The sequence below is a fragment of the Thiobaca trueperi genome (genome assembly GCF_004342175.1).
Classification (GTDB): Bacteria; Pseudomonadota; Gammaproteobacteria; order Chromatiales; family Chromatiaceae; genus Thiobaca; species Thiobaca trueperi.
In genome coordinates, this window is the sequence record NZ_SMAO01000002.1 from 600,962 (window position 1) to 615,304 (window position 14,343).

Below are 14,343 nucleotides of genomic sequence, written 5' to 3' on the forward strand. Positions count from 1 at the left end.
GGGGCATTCACTCCGTCCGGCTGACGACTGACGAATTCAAAACTGCCAACTCCTAAAGAGAAATTCTGCATGAGCATCACACGTCGTATCGACGAACAGAAATCCCAGGTGACCATTGCAATCGAAGGTCGCTTCGATTTTGCACAGCACAAGGCATTCCGCGATGCCTATCGGGATATCGATCCCAAGGCCATGACCTTTGTTATCGACCTGTTCGATTCATCCTACCTGGACAGCTCGGCACTGGGTATGCTGCTGCTGCTGCGCGAATATGCAGGCAGTGAGAAGGCGCAGGTCAGGATCATCGGTTCTGGCGAAGACGTGCGGCGCGTGCTCAAGATCGCCAATTTTGAAAAACTCTTTATTCTGGATTGAAGGCAATTCTGATGGAGCCTCTGACATCTTCCACCCATGGCGTATCCGCGCCGGGAAAGGAACAGGAGGCGCGCGGCATCGCATTGGTCGTCGATGACGAGCCAGCCAACTGCCGGCTGCTGAGTCTGATGCTGAACAAGGAGGGGTTTCGCACCCTGGAGGCGCACAGCGGAGAAGAGGCGCTGACCTGCTTTGCCGCCGAGCGGCCAGATATCGTGTTCATGGATGTCATGCTGCCCGGCATCGATGGCCTGGAGGCCACGCGCCGCATCAAGGACATGGCGGGAATGGACTTTGTGCCGGTGATCTTTCTGACCGCCCTGAGCGACGATCAGTCGCTCCTGCACTGCATCGAGGCCGGCGGCGACGACTTTCTCTCCAAACCCTTCAATTTCACGATCCTGAAGGCGCGCGTCCTGGCGATGGAGCGGGTGCGCAATCTTCAGCGCACCATCGCCGCCAAGCAGCAGATGCTCTCGGCGCTGCTGGAGCAGGATCGCGAGGAACAGTTGCTGGCGGAGCGGGTTTTGAGCCGTGCCGTGACGAGTCGCAACGTGGCGTTCGACAAGATCGGCGTCATCCAGCTTTCGGCGGCCATTTTCAACGGCGATCTGGTGCTGACTCAGCGTCTCCCGGATGGCGGTCTGCGTCTGCTGGTCGGTGATTTCACCGGTCATGGACTGGCCGCCGCCATGGCGGCCCTGCCGGTCGCCGATACCTTTCACGCCATGACCCTCAAAGGCATCAGGGATGAACAGGTGCTGTGCGAAATCAACCGCAAGCTTTACCAAATGCTGCCGGCCGACCGCTTCATGGGCGTCTGTCTGATGACCATTTCGGGGCAGGGCGACACCCTGTGCTGGTGGAACGGCGGCATGCCCAGCGCCTGGCTGCGCACCGCCGGGGGACTGCGCGAGCTCCCGTCCCATGCCCTGCCGCTCGGCATTCTGCCCGAGCTGTCTCCGCAGGAGTATCCGCAATGCGTGGCGTTGCATTGGGGTGACGGTCTGCTGGTGATGAGCGATGGCTTCCTGGAGGCCCGCAATGAGTCAGGGCAGATGTTCAGCCATGCCGGATTCGATCTGATTCTGAACGAGTGGAGGCATGGCAGCCCCGTGTTGCCGGCGTTCGGCGCGGCGCTCGACCGGCATTGTGCCGCGACCGAGCAGGCGGACGATATCGCGGTGGCAGAAATCTTGCTGGATTCCGCTTTGTTTGCCAGTGCGCCGGACGATGGGGAGCGCTGACATCCTGTCGGCCTGCTGGACCGGACGACAGCCTGCTATTGAATGAGGAAGCCGGTGAAATAGATCGCGCTGATCGCAGGCGCTCCCGCTTGCTGGGTCATGGTCTCGCGCAGCTTTGCGAGTAACTCGGTTCGCAATTGTTCGCGCGCCTCTTTTGACGCCAATTGATCGGCGGCGCGACCGCCGATCAGGGTGATCATGCGATCACGGATGAGCGGCATGTGGAGCGCGACCAGTTCCGCGTCGTGAGCGGTTTCAATGAAAAACTGGATATCGGCCTTCAGGTATTGCGCCCGGCGCTGGCTGGCCAGATTGACCACCAGCGGCGGTTCCAGTTTCACGTAACCGGGATAAGTCCCTGCCGCCTTTTCGCCACCGCCGCTACTCGCCAGACCCAGTGTTGGGGTCAGGCAAAGCAGCAGGGCCGCGAGATAAATGGATCGATAGTCGGTGCATCGCATATCAGTGATCTGTCCGTCGGTTGATGAAGGAAAGGCGCATCACAGCGTGTCGGGCGCAATCATGACACAGGCCGCTGGCGCCGTATCAGTCGCACGTCTCGCGCAGGCGTTGGGCCTGTGCCGCGACGTCGTCGAAGCCCGCCGCACAGCGGAGGGGATCGCCGAGACGCGCGGCGCGTTCCAGCGCATCCATGGCGGCGTCCAGGGCCGGGACGCCGCAATAGCGGGTGGCGCCACGGATCTGGTGGGCGTATTCGGCCAGACCGGGCCAGTCGGACTCCGCCAGACAGGCCCGCAGGTCCTCGATCTCAGCGGGAAGTCCCGCCAGCAGCGTTTGCAGCAGTTCCGCCGCCAGCGCGGCATCGCCCCCGGCACTGGCGAGCGCGGCGGCGTGATCGCGTGTCTGGAGCGCGTCGAATCCCGGGAGCCTGGCTGTTGTGTTCATCAGTTGCTTTTCCCTGTGGGCAGGATGGAAACTTTACCTGCATCCAGGCGCGCAAGTCCATCCATCAAGCCGGCGTCATCCATCCTCATCAGGAACCCTTATGCAGAGGTCATCGCCGCCCGGTCACGCACGGAAAGTTGAGAGGCGGGCTGGCGCCCCGGCGCCGGATGAGCGACTTGCCGATAGCCTGGAAGGCGATTTGCCGTCCCTTATCCGTGCCGAGCGGATCGGTTTGGTGTTCCGCAATACGAGATCCGCTCTGCTCGGCAATCTGCTCGTCGCTTTCCTCGGTCTGGTGATCCTTTGGCCCCATGTGGCACCGGCCATTTCGCTCGTCTGGATCCTGGGGTTGCTGACGATTCTGACGATTCGCTGGCGGATCAAGCGCGCCTATGTCCGACAGACGGGCGACCATCGGGTGTCGATGGATGTCTGGGGACGGCGTCTGTTCGTCGTTTTGATCCTCAACGGTTTCTGGTGGGGCGGCTTCAGCCTCCTGTTGCTGGTCCACGCCGATGCGTCCCAGATCGGATTCGTGTCTTTCATCGTTGGCGGGATGATGTCGGCGGCGGTCGCGACGCTCGGCCCTTTGCGTTCCGTCTATCTGGGCTTCACCTTGCCCATGATCGCCTGTCTGTTCGGCGGGCTGATCTGGCGAGGCGGGCATGAGTCCTGGTTCATGGTCAGTTTCGCAGCCGCCTTCGAGATCACCATGATCGCCACGGTCTGGCAGATCAGCGGGATCGTGAGCCGCAATATCGAGCTGCGACTTCAGAACGAGGGGCTGGTTCGCTCACTGACCCGGATCAACGCCGAACTTGCGCACGAGATTGAGGAGCGCAGGGATGCCGAAGCGCGCAGCGCCTTTCTGGCCACGCATGACGCCCTGACGGGGCTTCCCAATCGGCGCATGCAGGAGGATCGCTTTGTCCAGGCACTGGGCCATGTCGCGCGCGGCGGCGGTCTGGTTGCCATCCTCTTCATCGATCTCGACCGCTTCAAGCAGGTCAACGATACCCTGGGCCATGCGGCGGGTGACAGTCTGCTGCGCGTGCTCGCCGGACGACTGCGCGACGCTTTGCGGTCAGGCGACTCGGTCTGTCGGCAGGGAGGGGATGAATTCCTCGTGCTGCTGGTCGATATCGCCGACCGGCACGAGATCGCGGCGGTGGCGCAGCGCATCATTCAGTCGTTGCGCGACCCCGTCGAACTCGCAGGCGAACAGATCCAGGTCGGGTGCAGTATCGGCATCAGCCTCTATCCAGACGACGGCGACGATTTCGAGCTGCTGGTCAGCCGCGCTGATCAGGCGCTGTATCGGGTCAAACACCAGGGAAGAGACAGTTATCGGTTCTTCGTGGCTGATCGGCGTCAGCGTGACGGCGAGCGGTCTTGAGGCGATGGATGCCCGCACAACGGGTATACTGTCGCGCGCGGTTTGCAACACCCCATGTCTCATTCTTTGGTGAATGGGAGGGGTGAGGCGAACACTGACACTCCCCATTACATTCTCAGGAGTCATCAAGCATGTCCGAAATCGTCGATGTTCGCGCCCGTGAGGTGCTGGATTCCCGTGGTAATCCCACGGTCGAGGCCGATGTCATCACCGCCGATGGCGCCATCGGGCGGGCCATTGTGCCGTCCGGCGCGTCCACCGGCTCGCGCGAGGCGCTGGAGCTGCGCGATGGTGACAAATCGCGCTACGGCGGCAAGGGCGTGCGTACCGCCGTCGCCAATATCGAAGGCGAGCTGCGCGATGCCATCCTGGAGATGGAGGTTGCGGATCAGAAGGGAATTGACCGCTGCATGATCGAACTCGATGGCACCGACAACAAGCGTCGGCTCGGTGCCAATGCCCTGCTTGGCGTCTCGCTGGCAGCCGCTCATGCAGCGGCGCAGGAAAAGGCGCTGCCGCTGTACCAGTCGCTCGCCAGCGGTCCCTACCGTCTGCCGGTGCCCATGATGAACATCATCAACGGTGGCGAGCATGCCGATAACAGCGTCGATTTTCAGGAATTCATGATCCTGCCGGTCGGTGCGGGCAGCCTCCGTGAGGCGGTGCGTTATGGCGCTGAGGTCTTCCATGCGCTCAAGTCCGTGCTGCACGGGCGCGGTCTGGCGACAGCCGTCGGCGACGAGGGCGGTTTTGCCCCCGATCTGGCGTCCAACGAGGCGGCGATTGAAGCGATCCTGGAGGCCATCCACAAGACCGGCTTCAAGGTCGGCGCCGACATCTATCTGGGTCTGGACGTGGCCGCCTCCGAGTTCTATCAGGACGGTCAGTATGTGCTCAAGGGCGAGGGTCGCACCCTGAGTTCGGATGGCATGATCGATCTGCTCGACGCCTGGGTGTCCAAGTACCCCATCCTCTCGATCGAGGACGCGCTGGCCGAGGGCGACTGGGACGGCTGGAAGCGTCTGACCGAACGTCTGGGTTCCAAAGTTCAGATCGTCGGCGATGACCTCTTCGTCACCAACACCCGGATCCTGCAGGAAGGCATCGACAAGGGCATCGCCAACTCGATCCTGATCAAGGTCAACCAGATCGGCACCCTGACCGAGACGCTTGAAGCTATCGCCATGGCCCACAAGGCGGGCTACACGGCAGTCATTTCGCACCGTTCGGGCGAAACCGAGGACACGACCATCGCCGATCTGGTGGTCGCCACCAGCGCGGGCCAGATCAAGACCGGCTCGCTGTCGCGCTCCGATCGCGTCGCCAAGTACAACCAACTGATGCGCATCGAGGATCAGCTTGGCGAGGATGCCGTTTATGCGGGCCGCGATGCCTTCAAGTGGCTCTGATGGCATGCTGCTCCGGGTCTGGTCGTTCTGGCCCGGACTGCCACGGCTGACAGGTCTCGACATGCGCTGGCTGATTCCCGTGCTGATCCTCTTTCTGGCGGCGCTCCAGTACCGGCTGTGGGTCGGCGAGGGGAGCCTCGCCGATCTCCACGGCCTGAAAATGGAGATCGCCCATCAGGAGGCGGAGGTCGCGCGTCTGCGTGCACGTAATCAGGAGCTTCAGGCGGAAGTGCTGGATCTGGGGTCAGGTGTGGAGGCCATCGAGGAACGGGCGCGGAGCGAGCTTGGCATGCTCAAGCCCGGCGAGATCTTCATTCAGGTCATCGAACGTCGCCCGCCGGAGGCCGCGCCATGAACACCCCGTCAGCCTTCTGGGCGGTGCTGCCCGCCGCCGGGGTCGGGCGGCGCATGGGCGGTGTCATTCCCAAGCAGTATCTGGATCTGGCCGGTCAGACCGTCATCGATCATACCCTGGGTCTGTTCATCGCCGATGAGCGCATCCAGGGCGTGGCGGTGGCGCTCGGGCCGGAGGATGCCTACTGGGGCGAGACCCGTTACGCCGCGCATCCCAAGGTCATCCGCGCCCCCGGCGGTGCGGAACGCTGTCATTCGGTGCTGAATGCGCTGGCGGCGCTCGACGGGCTAGCCAGGGACGATGACTGGGTGCTGGTGCACGATGCCGCGCGGCCCTGTCTGCGGCGCGCCGATCTCGACCGGCTGATCGAGTCGCTGGCCGGGGATGCGGTTGGCGGTCTGCTCGGGATTCCGGTGCGCGACACCATGAAGCGCGAGGACGGCGCCGGGTGCATCGCCAGGACCGTTGATCGCGCCTCGCTCTGGCACGCCTACACACCGCAGATGTTCCGGCTCGGACTGCTGCGCCGGGCGCTGCGCGAGGCGCTGGAGGTGAATGATCTGGTCACTGACGACGCCTCGGCCATCGAGCGTCTGGGTCTGGCTCCGCGTCTGATCGAAGGGCATGCGGACAACATCAAAATCACCCGGGCCGAGGATCTCCCTCTGGCCCATTTTTATTTGCAACAGCAGGGGCGGGTTCATGTCTAATTCGCCTTTCTGGAGATGGATTCATGCTGATCGGTCAGGGCTTCGATGCCCATCGTTTTGCGCCGGATCGCCGGCTGGTGCTGGGTGGGGTGGAGATCCCCCATGAGCAGGGCATGCTCGCCCATTCGGATGGCGACGTGCTCATCCATGCACTCTGCGACGCGCTGCTGGGCGCGGCGGGTCTGGGCGACATCGGACGTCATTTCCCCGATACGGATGCCGCTTATGAAGGCATCGACAGCCGCATTCTGCTGCGCCGGGTGATGGAAAGCCTGAGCGAGCGCGGGCTGTCGGTGCATAACGCCGACATGACGCTGATTGCGCAGCGTCCCAGGCTCGCGCCCTACATCCCGGCGATGCGCGAGGTGCTGGCAGCCGATCTCGGCTGCGACCCGGCGCGGGTCAACGTCAAGGCCACCACCATGGAACAGATGGGCTTCACCGGTCGCGGTGAGGGGATCGCCGCCTCCGCCGTGGTTCTGCTGACCGGGGCGGGCGCTTGACTCAGGCGATAAACCCGCTCATGCCAGACTGGACGAGCTGTCAGGATCTGCCACGCGCCCACGGCGGCCCCCTGGGGCGCGGTCGTCTGCGCTCAGAGCCCGCCGATTTCCAGGTCGAGGAACAGTTGGGCTTTGCCCCGGATGACGAGGGCGATCATCTGCTGCTGTGGGTGCGCAAGACCGACGCCAACACCGAATGGACCGCCCGCCGGCTGGCATCACTGGCCGGCGCGCCGGTTTCCACTGTCGGTTATGCCGGTCTCAAGGATCGGCATGCCGTCACGACACAGTGGTTTTCGGTGCCGCGACCGCGCAGCGATCTGCCTGACTGGTCATCACTGGCGGCGGACGGCATTGAGGTGCTGGAGGTTCACCCGCATCGTCGCAAGCTCCGCCGGGGCGCATTGACCGGAAACCGCTTTCGGATTTGGGTGCGCGAGGTCGATCTGTCCCCCACCGAGCTTGTCGCACGACTTGAATCGATCCGCGCGCGGGGCGTGCCCAATTATTTTGGCGAACAGCGTTTCGGTCATGCCGACGGCAATCTGGTGCGCGCTCAGGCGCTCTTTGCCGGCACCGCCGGGCGCGTGCCGCGTCATCAGCGCGGTCTCTGGCTGTCCGCCGCGCGCTCCCAGATCTTCAACGAGGTGCTGGCCGAACGGGTGCGGCGTGACGACTGGGACCAGCCCCAGCCCGGCGACTGTCTGCAACTCGATGGCTGCCAGTCTCATTTCAGCGTCGAGCAGATCGATGAGTCCTTGCGCGAGCGTGGCGTGCGCTTCGATCTGCATCCCACCGGCCCCTTGTGGGGTGCTGGCGCGCCGCCGACGCGCGGGGCGATCCAGACGCTCGAAGACCAGGTTGCGGCCCGTTTTCCGGGCTGGCCTGAAGGGTTTGCCGCCTTTGGTCTGGAGCAGGAGCGCCGTGCACTGCGCCTGCCGGTCAGGGATCTGACGGCACAGACGAACGGCGACTGGCTTGAGCTGGGTTTTGAGCTGCCGGCAGGATCCTATGCGACAGTCGTGTTGCGCGAGTTGATCGACTGGGAGAGTACCCAAAATTGATCCTGCCTGATCGTAAAGCGCAATAAGGAGCATGCAATGGCAAAACTCTTGGTCGTGGACGATGAACCCATCAATCTGGACATCATCGCCGACTGCCTCGGCGATCAGCATCGTCTGGTCTTTGCCCGGGATGGCCAGGAGGCATGGGAAACCATCAATGCGCGGCCGGACTATTTCGATGGCGTGATCCTCGACCGCATCATGCCGCGCCTGGATGGGATCGAAGTGCTGCGTCGGCTCAAGGCGGATCCCCGTTTCCGGGATGTGCCCGTCATCATGCAGAGCGGGGCGGACAGTTCGGAACAGGTTGCCGAGGGGCTGGCTGCCGGCGCCTGGTATTACCTGGCCAAGCCTTATTCCAGCAAGGCGCTCAAAAGCATTGTCGTGGCGGCGCTGGATGACCGGCGCAGCCGGCGCGAACTGGCGCGTCTGGGCTCCGAGATGCGTGGTGTCTTTGCCCTGACGCAGCAGGCCAGCTATGCCTTTCGGCGGCTCGACGAGGTCGCCCTGCTTTCCGCCGTGCTGGCGCAGATGTGTCCCAACGCGACAGCGGTGTCCATGGGGTTGTCGGAGCTGATGCTCAATGCGGTGGAGCATGGCAACCTGGGGCTCGATTATCACGACAAGAGTCGGTTGATCGAGACCGGCACCTGGCAGGAAGAGATCGAGCGCCGACTGGCCGACCCGGCTCAGGCTGAACGCTATGCGACCGTCGATTTCCAGCGCGAGCCGGGGAGACTGCGTTTCACCATTCGGGATCAGGGCAAGGGTTTCGCCTGGCAGGATTATCTGGACATGGGGCCGGCGCGCGCCTTCGACAGCCATGGTCGCGGCATTGCCATGGCCCGCCAACTGGCCTTTTCCTCGCTCGAATACCAGGGGTGCGGAAATCAGGTGACGGTGACGGTCGAACTGGTCGATGAGATGTCGCCCCCTTAGGCGCTTTCCGGTCTTATTACTGCACTGGTCGGTTTTTTTGCAAAATTTTGATACCGGCTTGCCTAGCATAAGGGCTGTCCAAGTCCCTGATGGAGTCAAGCCGTGGATCTCTTATTCCTTTCCGGCCTCGTCGCGCTGTTCGCGCTGGTGATCGGAGCCGCCTTCGGCTGCGCCCGTCTCGGGGGTGTCCGATGAGCTGGCTGCATAGTCTGAGCGCTGTCGTCGCCGCGCTGCTGTTGCTCTATCTGCTGGTCGCCCTGCTCCGGCCGGAGGATGTCGCATGATGCCGCATGCCTGGACGATCCTCGGGTTTTATCTGCTGGTCCTGCTGCTCGCCGCCAAACCGCTGGGCAGCTACATCGCCAATGTCATGGAAGGGCGACCCATCCTGGCGCTGCGGCTCGGCGGCGGTCTCGAAGCGGGGCTCTATCGCCTGTGCGGCGTGAAGCGGGACGAGGAAATGGGCTGGCTGCGCTATGCACTGGCCATCCTCCTGTTCAACCTGCTCGGCGCGCTGGCCGTCTATGCCCTGCAACGGCTGCAAGTCTGGCTGCCGCTCAATCCCCAGCAGCTCGCCAACGTCAGCCCGGATTCGGCCTTCAACACCGCCATCAGCTTCGCCACCAATACCAACTGGCAGGGCTATGCGGGCGAATCGACCATGGGCCATCTCACCCAGATGCTGGGTCTTGCGGTGCAGAATTTTCTCTCGGCCGCCACCGGCATCGCGGTCGCCGTGGCCCTGATGCGTGGCTTCGCCCGGCATTCGGCCAGCACTATCGGTAATGCCTGGGTCGATCTGACGCGCGTCACACTCTATCTGCTGCTGCCGATCGCGCTGGTCTACGCCGTCTTTCTGGTCAGTCAGGGGACGATCCAGACGCTCGACGGCTACCAGGAGGTGACGACGCTGGAGTCCGGTCCCGCCTCTGTGGCCCCACAAACGCAGACCCTGCCGACGGGTCCGGTCGCCTCGCAGGAGGCGATCAAGATGCTCGGCACCAACGGCGGCGGCTTCTTCAACGCCAACTCGGCGCACCCTTACGAGAATCCGACCCCGCTCACCAATATCATCCAGATGCTCTCGATCTTCCTGATCCCGGCGGCGCTCTGTCTCACTTTCGGGCGCATCGTCGGCGATGTCCGTCAGGGCTGGGCGGTGCTGGCGGCCATGACGGTGCTCTTCGTCGTCATGGCGGTGGTGGCGATGAGCGTCGAGCAGCAGTCCAACCCACTGTTGACCAGCCTGGGCATCGACGGCTCGGCGGGCAATCTGGAAGGTAAGGAAACGCGCTTCGGCAGCGCCGAATCCGCCCTCTTCGCGACCATCACCACATTGGCCTCCTGCGGGGCGGTCAACGCCATGCACGACTCCTTCATGCCCCTGGGCGGATTCGTGACCCTCTGGAACATGATGCTCGGCGAGGTGGTCTTCGGCGGCGTCGGCTCCGGGCTCTATGGCATGCTGGTGTTCGCCGTCATGGCCGTGTTCCTCGCCGGACTCATGATCGGGCGCACCCCGGAATATCTGGGCAAGAAGATCGAGGCCCATGACATCAAGATGGTCTCGCTCACCATCCTGGTGACGCCGCTGCTGGTCCTGACCGGCACCGCGCTGGCCGTGACGCTGCCCGCCGGTGTGGCCGGGGTCGCCAATCCCGGCGCGCATGGTTTCTCGGAGATCCTCTACGCCTTCACCTCGGCCGCCAACAACAACGGCAGCGCCTTCGCCGGACTCTCGGCCAACACGCCCTTCTACAACATCCTGCTGGGCATTGCCATGTGGTTCGGGCGTTTCATTGTGATCGTGTCGGTTCTGGCGCTGGCCGGGAACCTCGCGGCCAAGAAGCGCATCGCCGCCAATGCCGGCACCATGCCGACCCATGGTCCGCTGTTCGTGATGCTGCTGATCGGTACCGTCGTGCTGGTCGGCGCACTCAACTATGTCCCGGCGCTTGCACTCGGGCCGGTGGTCGAGCAACTCATGCTCCAGTCGGCGCATTGATTCCAGGAGAAACGCATGGCCCGCCAGACACTATCCATGTTCGATCCGGCCCTGCTGTGGCCGGCTGTTCTCGATGCCTTCCGCAAGCTCAACCCGGCGGCGCAGTGGCGCAATCCGGTGATGTTCGTCGTCTATGCCGGCTGCCTCCTGACCACCGCGCTCTGGGTGCAGGCAGTCATCGGGACCGGCGAGGCGCCTGCGGGATACATCCTCGCTGTCACCCTCTGGCTGTGGTTCACGGTGCTCTTCGCCAACTTCGCCGAGGCGCTCGCCGAAGGCCGCAGCAAGGCGCAGGCCGCCTCGCTGCGCGGTTTGAAGCGCGAGACGATGGCCAAAAAGGTCAAGTCAGCCGACGCGAGCGCCGACTGGTCGTCGGTCCCCGCCACCGAGCTGTGCAAGGGCGATCTGGTGCTGGTGCAGGCGAACGACACCATCCCCGCCGACGGCGAGGTCATCGAAGGCGTGGCCTCGGTCGACGAGTCCGCGATCACGGGCGAGTCGGCGCCGGTGATTCGCGAGGCCGGGGGCGATTTCTCGGCGGTGACGGGCGGCACGCGCGTGCTGTCCGACTGGCTGCTGGTGCGGGTGACGGTCAATCCCGGCGAGACCTTCGTCGATCGCATGATCGCGATGGTCGAGAACGCCAAACGCAGGAAGACCCCGAACGAGATCGCGCTGACCATCCTGCTGGTCGCGCTCACCATCATCTTCCTGGTGGTCACGGTGACGCTATTGCCCTTTTCGATCTTCGGCGTCCAGGCCGCCGGGGCGGGTACGCCGGTGGCCCTGACGACACTCATCGCACTCCTGGTCTGCCTGATCCCGACGACGATTGCCGGCCTGCTCTCGGCCATCGGCGTGGCCGGCATGAGCCGGATGATGCAGGCCAATGTCATCGCTACCTCCGGGCGGGCGGTCGAGGCCGCTGGCGATGTCGATGTGCTGCTGCTGGACAAGACCGGGACCATCACACTGGGCAATCGTCAGGCTGCCGCCTTCCTGCCCGCCGAGGGGGTGCCCGAGCAGGATCTGGCGAGCGCCGCTCAACTGGCCTCGCTTGCCGACGAGACGCCGGAAGGCCGCAGCATCATGGTGCTGGCCAAGCAGAAATTCGGTCTGCGCGAGCGCGACATCCAGGCGCTGAACGCCCGGTTCATCCACTTCTCCGCCCACACCCGCATGAGCGGGGTCGATCTGCCGGACAGTCAGATCCGCAAGGGCGCCGTCGATGCCATCCGCGCGCACATCGAGACGCTCGGCGGACGTTTTCCGCCGGGGGTGCTCCGCGCCGTCGAGGAGGTCGCCCGCCGTGGCAGCACGCCGCTGGTGGTCGCGGACGGCAGCCGCGTGCTGGGTGTCGTCGAGCTGAAGGACATCGTCAAGGGCGGGATCAAGGAGCGCTTCGCCGAACTGCGCCGCATGGGCATCCGCACCATCATGATCACCGGCGACAACCCGCTCACCGCCGCTGCCATCGCCGCCGAGGCAGGGGTCGATGACTTCCTCGCCGAGGCCACGCCGGAGGCCAAGCTTGCCCTGATCCGCCAGCACCAGGCCGAGGGCCGGCTGGTCGCCATGACCGGCGACGGCACCAACGACGCCCCGGCGCTCGCCCAGGCCGATGTCGCGGTCGCCATGAACACGGGGACTCAGGCCGCGAAGGAGGCCGGCAACATGGTCGATCTCGATTCCAATCCGACCAAGCTGATCGAGGTGGTCGAGACCGGCAAACAGATGCTGATGACGCGCGGCGCGCTGACCACCTTCAGCGTCTCGAACGACATCGCCAAATATTTTGCCATCATCCCGGCGGCCTTCGTGACCACTTACCCGCAACTGGGCGCGCTCAACGTCATGGGGCTCGCCAGCCCGACCTCGGCGATCCTCTCGGCGGTCATCTTCAACGCGCTCATCATCATCGTCCTGATCCCGCTGGCGCTGAAGGGCGTGACCTACCAGCCGATGGGCGCCGCCGTGCTGCTGCGCCGCAACCTCGCGGTCTATGGTCTGGGCGGTCTGATCGCGCCCTTCATCGGCATCAAGCTGATCGACCTGACCATCGCCGCCACCGGACTTGCCTGAGAGGACACCATCATGACCGCACTCATCCGCCCCGCCGTCAGCCTCTTCCTGCTGCTGAGCGTCCTGACCGGCATCCTCTATCCGCTCGCCGTCACGGGCATTGCCCAGACGCTGTTCCCCGTGACCGCATCCGGCAGCCTGATCGTGCGCGACGGCAGGCCGGTCGGCTCGGCCCTGATCGGCCAGTCATTCACCGATCCCAAGTATTTCTGGGGCCGGCCTTCCGCCACGGCAGGGCAACCCTACAACGGCGCGGCCTCGGGCGGCTCCAATCTGGGGCCGCTGAATCCGGCGCTGGTGGAGGCCGTCAAGGAACGCATCGCCGCGCTCAAGGCGGCGGACCCGGACAACCAGCGGCCGATTCCGGGCGATCTGGTGACGGCCTCCGGCAGCGGACTCGATCCGCACATCAGCCCGGCCGCCGCAGCCTATCAGGTGGGGCGTATCGCCCGCGCGCGGCGGATGGAGGTCGAACGGGTTGCCATACTTGTCGCCAGGAACACGGAAGGCCGGCAGTTTGGACTCTTTGGGGAGCCGAGGGTCAATGTCCTTGCGCTCAATCTGGCGCTTGATGCCGAGGACGGTCTCGCCGATTCGATGCGTCCTTGATGGATACTGGCACCGATCAATAAAAGAGACTTTGCGGACGAGCAGAATCATCCGCGCTTTTTATAGACATCGCCGCGATTTCCAGCGGTGACCACATAAATGACCAAATAATGCTCTTGAACCTCGTAAATCAGCCGAATCGATCCGACGCGCAGTCGCCACAGTCCATTTTCTCCAACCATCGGTTTTACATCCAAACGCTGCATGTCATGCGGGTTATCCATCAGCATATCGAGCTTATCGCGAACCCGATCCCGCATCCTGGCCGGCAAACTTCGCAAGAATTTTGCCGCATCTTTGTGAAGTTTCAGTTGGTAGTGTGCCATTAGAAATCGTTGCGCACATCCGTCCAGTCTTCGAATTCGCTATCGTCGCCCGCGTCAATGCGCGCTCGAATGCGCTTGATGTTCTCGCGCTCCGCTTCGGATAAGGGTTCTTCATCCTCAAACAGTACATAGCGATCAGAAGATAAATGTTGGAGAAAGGCAATCAGACCAGGATAAGCGCGCTCGTCGATTTCAAGAGTTACAGTCTTCATGTCGTCTCCGAATGGTTATCTTAAGCCTTGATTCGCGCTGAGTGTGGCGTGTTTTTACCCGATTATTAGGCGGATCTGATGTTGCAATGTTGGGGTTCACTCTCGTTCACCCCAACCTTGTATGTTCTGTTCCCAAGGATTGACACGGAGTTTTGATCAACGGAGTTTATAGAAGCGTGAGCCGGGGAAGCCGTCCCAACCTGAA

At 63.5% G+C, this 14,343-nt stretch carries 17 protein-coding genes; 13 read left to right on the forward strand and 4 right to left on the reverse strand.

Annotated elements, in window-relative coordinates; translation table 11 throughout:
* Window positions 1–69 precede the first annotated feature (69 nt).
* Together EDC35_RS05790 and EDC35_RS05795 are read left to right on the forward strand one after the other, a co-directional pair.
* A complete protein-coding gene (locus EDC35_RS05790; protein WP_132976265.1) occupies window positions 70–375 on the forward strand; it encodes an STAS domain-containing protein in 306 nt (101 codons plus the stop codon).
* An 11-nt stretch (window positions 376–386) separates the two neighbouring features.
* A complete protein-coding gene (locus tag EDC35_RS05795; RefSeq protein WP_132976266.1) occupies window positions 387–1,622 on the forward strand; it encodes a fused response regulator/phosphatase in 1,236 nt (411 codons plus the stop codon).
* A 35-nt stretch (window positions 1,623–1,657) separates the two neighbouring features.
* On the opposite strand, the gene EDC35_RS05800 is transcribed toward EDC35_RS05795, so the two are convergent.
* Both EDC35_RS05800 and EDC35_RS05805 read right to left on the reverse strand, forming a co-directional pair.
* A complete protein-coding gene (locus EDC35_RS05800; protein ID WP_132976267.1) occupies window positions 1,658–2,083 on the reverse strand; it encodes a flagellar basal body-associated FliL family protein in 426 nt (141 codons plus the stop codon).
* A gap of 85 nt (window positions 2,084–2,168) precedes the next feature.
* Window positions 2,169–2,528 (reverse strand): Hpt domain-containing protein, encoded by a 360-nt coding sequence (locus tag EDC35_RS05805; RefSeq protein ID WP_132976268.1) that lies wholly within the window; start codon window positions 2,526–2,528, stop codon window positions 2,169–2,171.
* Window positions 2,529–2,727: 199 nt separating this feature from the next.
* Here EDC35_RS05805 and EDC35_RS05810 point away from each other — a divergent pair, with 199 nt between their 5' ends.
* From EDC35_RS05810 to kdpC, 11 genes are all read left to right on the forward strand, one after another.
* Window positions 2,728–3,924: a GGDEF domain-containing protein gene (locus tag EDC35_RS05810; RefSeq protein ID WP_165903359.1), complete on the forward strand. Its 1,197-nt coding sequence runs from the start codon at window positions 2,728–2,730 to the stop codon at window positions 3,922–3,924.
* Window positions 3,925–4,055: 131 nt separating this feature from the next.
* On the forward strand, window positions 4,056–5,333 hold the full coding sequence (gene eno, locus EDC35_RS05815) for a phosphopyruvate hydratase (RefSeq protein ID WP_132976270.1): 1,278 nt from the start codon (window positions 4,056–4,058) through the stop codon (window positions 5,331–5,333).
* Window positions 5,334–5,394: 61 nt separating this feature from the next.
* The gene (gene ftsB, locus EDC35_RS05820; protein ID WP_132976324.1) at window positions 5,395–5,688 is read left to right on the forward strand and encodes a cell division protein FtsB; all 294 of its coding nucleotides are present in this window, start codon (window positions 5,395–5,397) and stop codon (window positions 5,686–5,688) included.
* Window positions 5,685–6,398, forward strand: a complete 714-nt coding sequence (ispD, locus tag EDC35_RS05825) for a 2-C-methyl-D-erythritol 4-phosphate cytidylyltransferase (protein ID WP_132976271.1) — start codon at window positions 5,685–5,687, stop codon at window positions 6,396–6,398. The genes ftsB and ispD overlap by 4 nt, the downstream gene beginning before the upstream one ends.
* A 23-nt stretch (window positions 6,399–6,421) precedes the next feature.
* Window positions 6,422–6,901: a 2-C-methyl-D-erythritol 2,4-cyclodiphosphate synthase gene (gene ispF, locus EDC35_RS05830; protein ID WP_132976272.1), complete on the forward strand. Its 480-nt coding sequence runs from the start codon at window positions 6,422–6,424 to the stop codon at window positions 6,899–6,901.
* Between the two features lie 20 nt (window positions 6,902–6,921).
* Entirely contained in the window at window positions 6,922–7,965 is a 1,044-nt protein-coding gene (gene truD / locus EDC35_RS05835) for a tRNA pseudouridine(13) synthase TruD (protein ID WP_132976273.1), read from the forward strand.
* Window positions 7,966–8,001: 36 nt separating this feature from the next.
* The gene (locus tag EDC35_RS05840; RefSeq protein ID WP_132976274.1) at window positions 8,002–8,904 is read left to right on the forward strand and encodes a response regulator; all 903 of its coding nucleotides are present in this window, start codon (window positions 8,002–8,004) and stop codon (window positions 8,902–8,904) included.
* 191 nt (window positions 8,905–9,095) lie between these two features.
* A complete protein-coding gene (kdpF, locus tag EDC35_RS05845) occupies window positions 9,096–9,188 on the forward strand; it encodes a K(+)-transporting ATPase subunit F (RefSeq protein WP_132976275.1) in 93 nt (30 codons plus the stop codon).
* A complete protein-coding gene (kdpA, locus tag EDC35_RS05850; protein WP_132976276.1) occupies window positions 9,185–10,909 on the forward strand; it encodes a potassium-transporting ATPase subunit KdpA in 1,725 nt (574 codons plus the stop codon). Before kdpF ends, kdpA begins: the two co-directional genes overlap by 4 nt.
* A 15-nt stretch (window positions 10,910–10,924) precedes the next feature.
* Window positions 10,925–12,991 carry a potassium-transporting ATPase subunit KdpB gene (gene kdpB, locus EDC35_RS05855; protein WP_132976277.1) on the forward strand — a complete coding sequence of 689 codons (2,067 nt, stop codon included), beginning with the start codon at window positions 10,925–10,927 and terminating at the stop codon, window positions 12,989–12,991.
* Window positions 12,992–13,003: 12 nt separating this feature from the next.
* Window positions 13,004–13,600 (forward strand): potassium-transporting ATPase subunit KdpC, encoded by a 597-nt coding sequence (gene kdpC, locus EDC35_RS05860; RefSeq protein ID WP_132976278.1) that lies wholly within the window; start codon window positions 13,004–13,006, stop codon window positions 13,598–13,600.
* 47 nt (window positions 13,601–13,647) lie between these two features.
* Here kdpC and EDC35_RS05865 read toward each other — a convergent pair whose 3' ends face one another.
* Both EDC35_RS05865 and EDC35_RS05870 read right to left on the reverse strand, forming a co-directional pair.
* The gene (locus EDC35_RS05865; protein WP_132976279.1) at window positions 13,648–13,926 is read right to left on the reverse strand and encodes a type II toxin-antitoxin system RelE family toxin; all 279 of its coding nucleotides are present in this window, start codon (window positions 13,924–13,926) and stop codon (window positions 13,648–13,650) included.
* Window positions 13,926–14,138: a hypothetical protein gene (locus EDC35_RS05870; protein ID WP_132976280.1), complete on the reverse strand. Its 213-nt coding sequence runs from the start codon at window positions 14,136–14,138 to the stop codon at window positions 13,926–13,928. Before EDC35_RS05870 ends, EDC35_RS05865 begins: the two co-directional genes overlap by 1 nt.
* Window positions 14,139–14,343 lie beyond the last annotated feature (205 nt).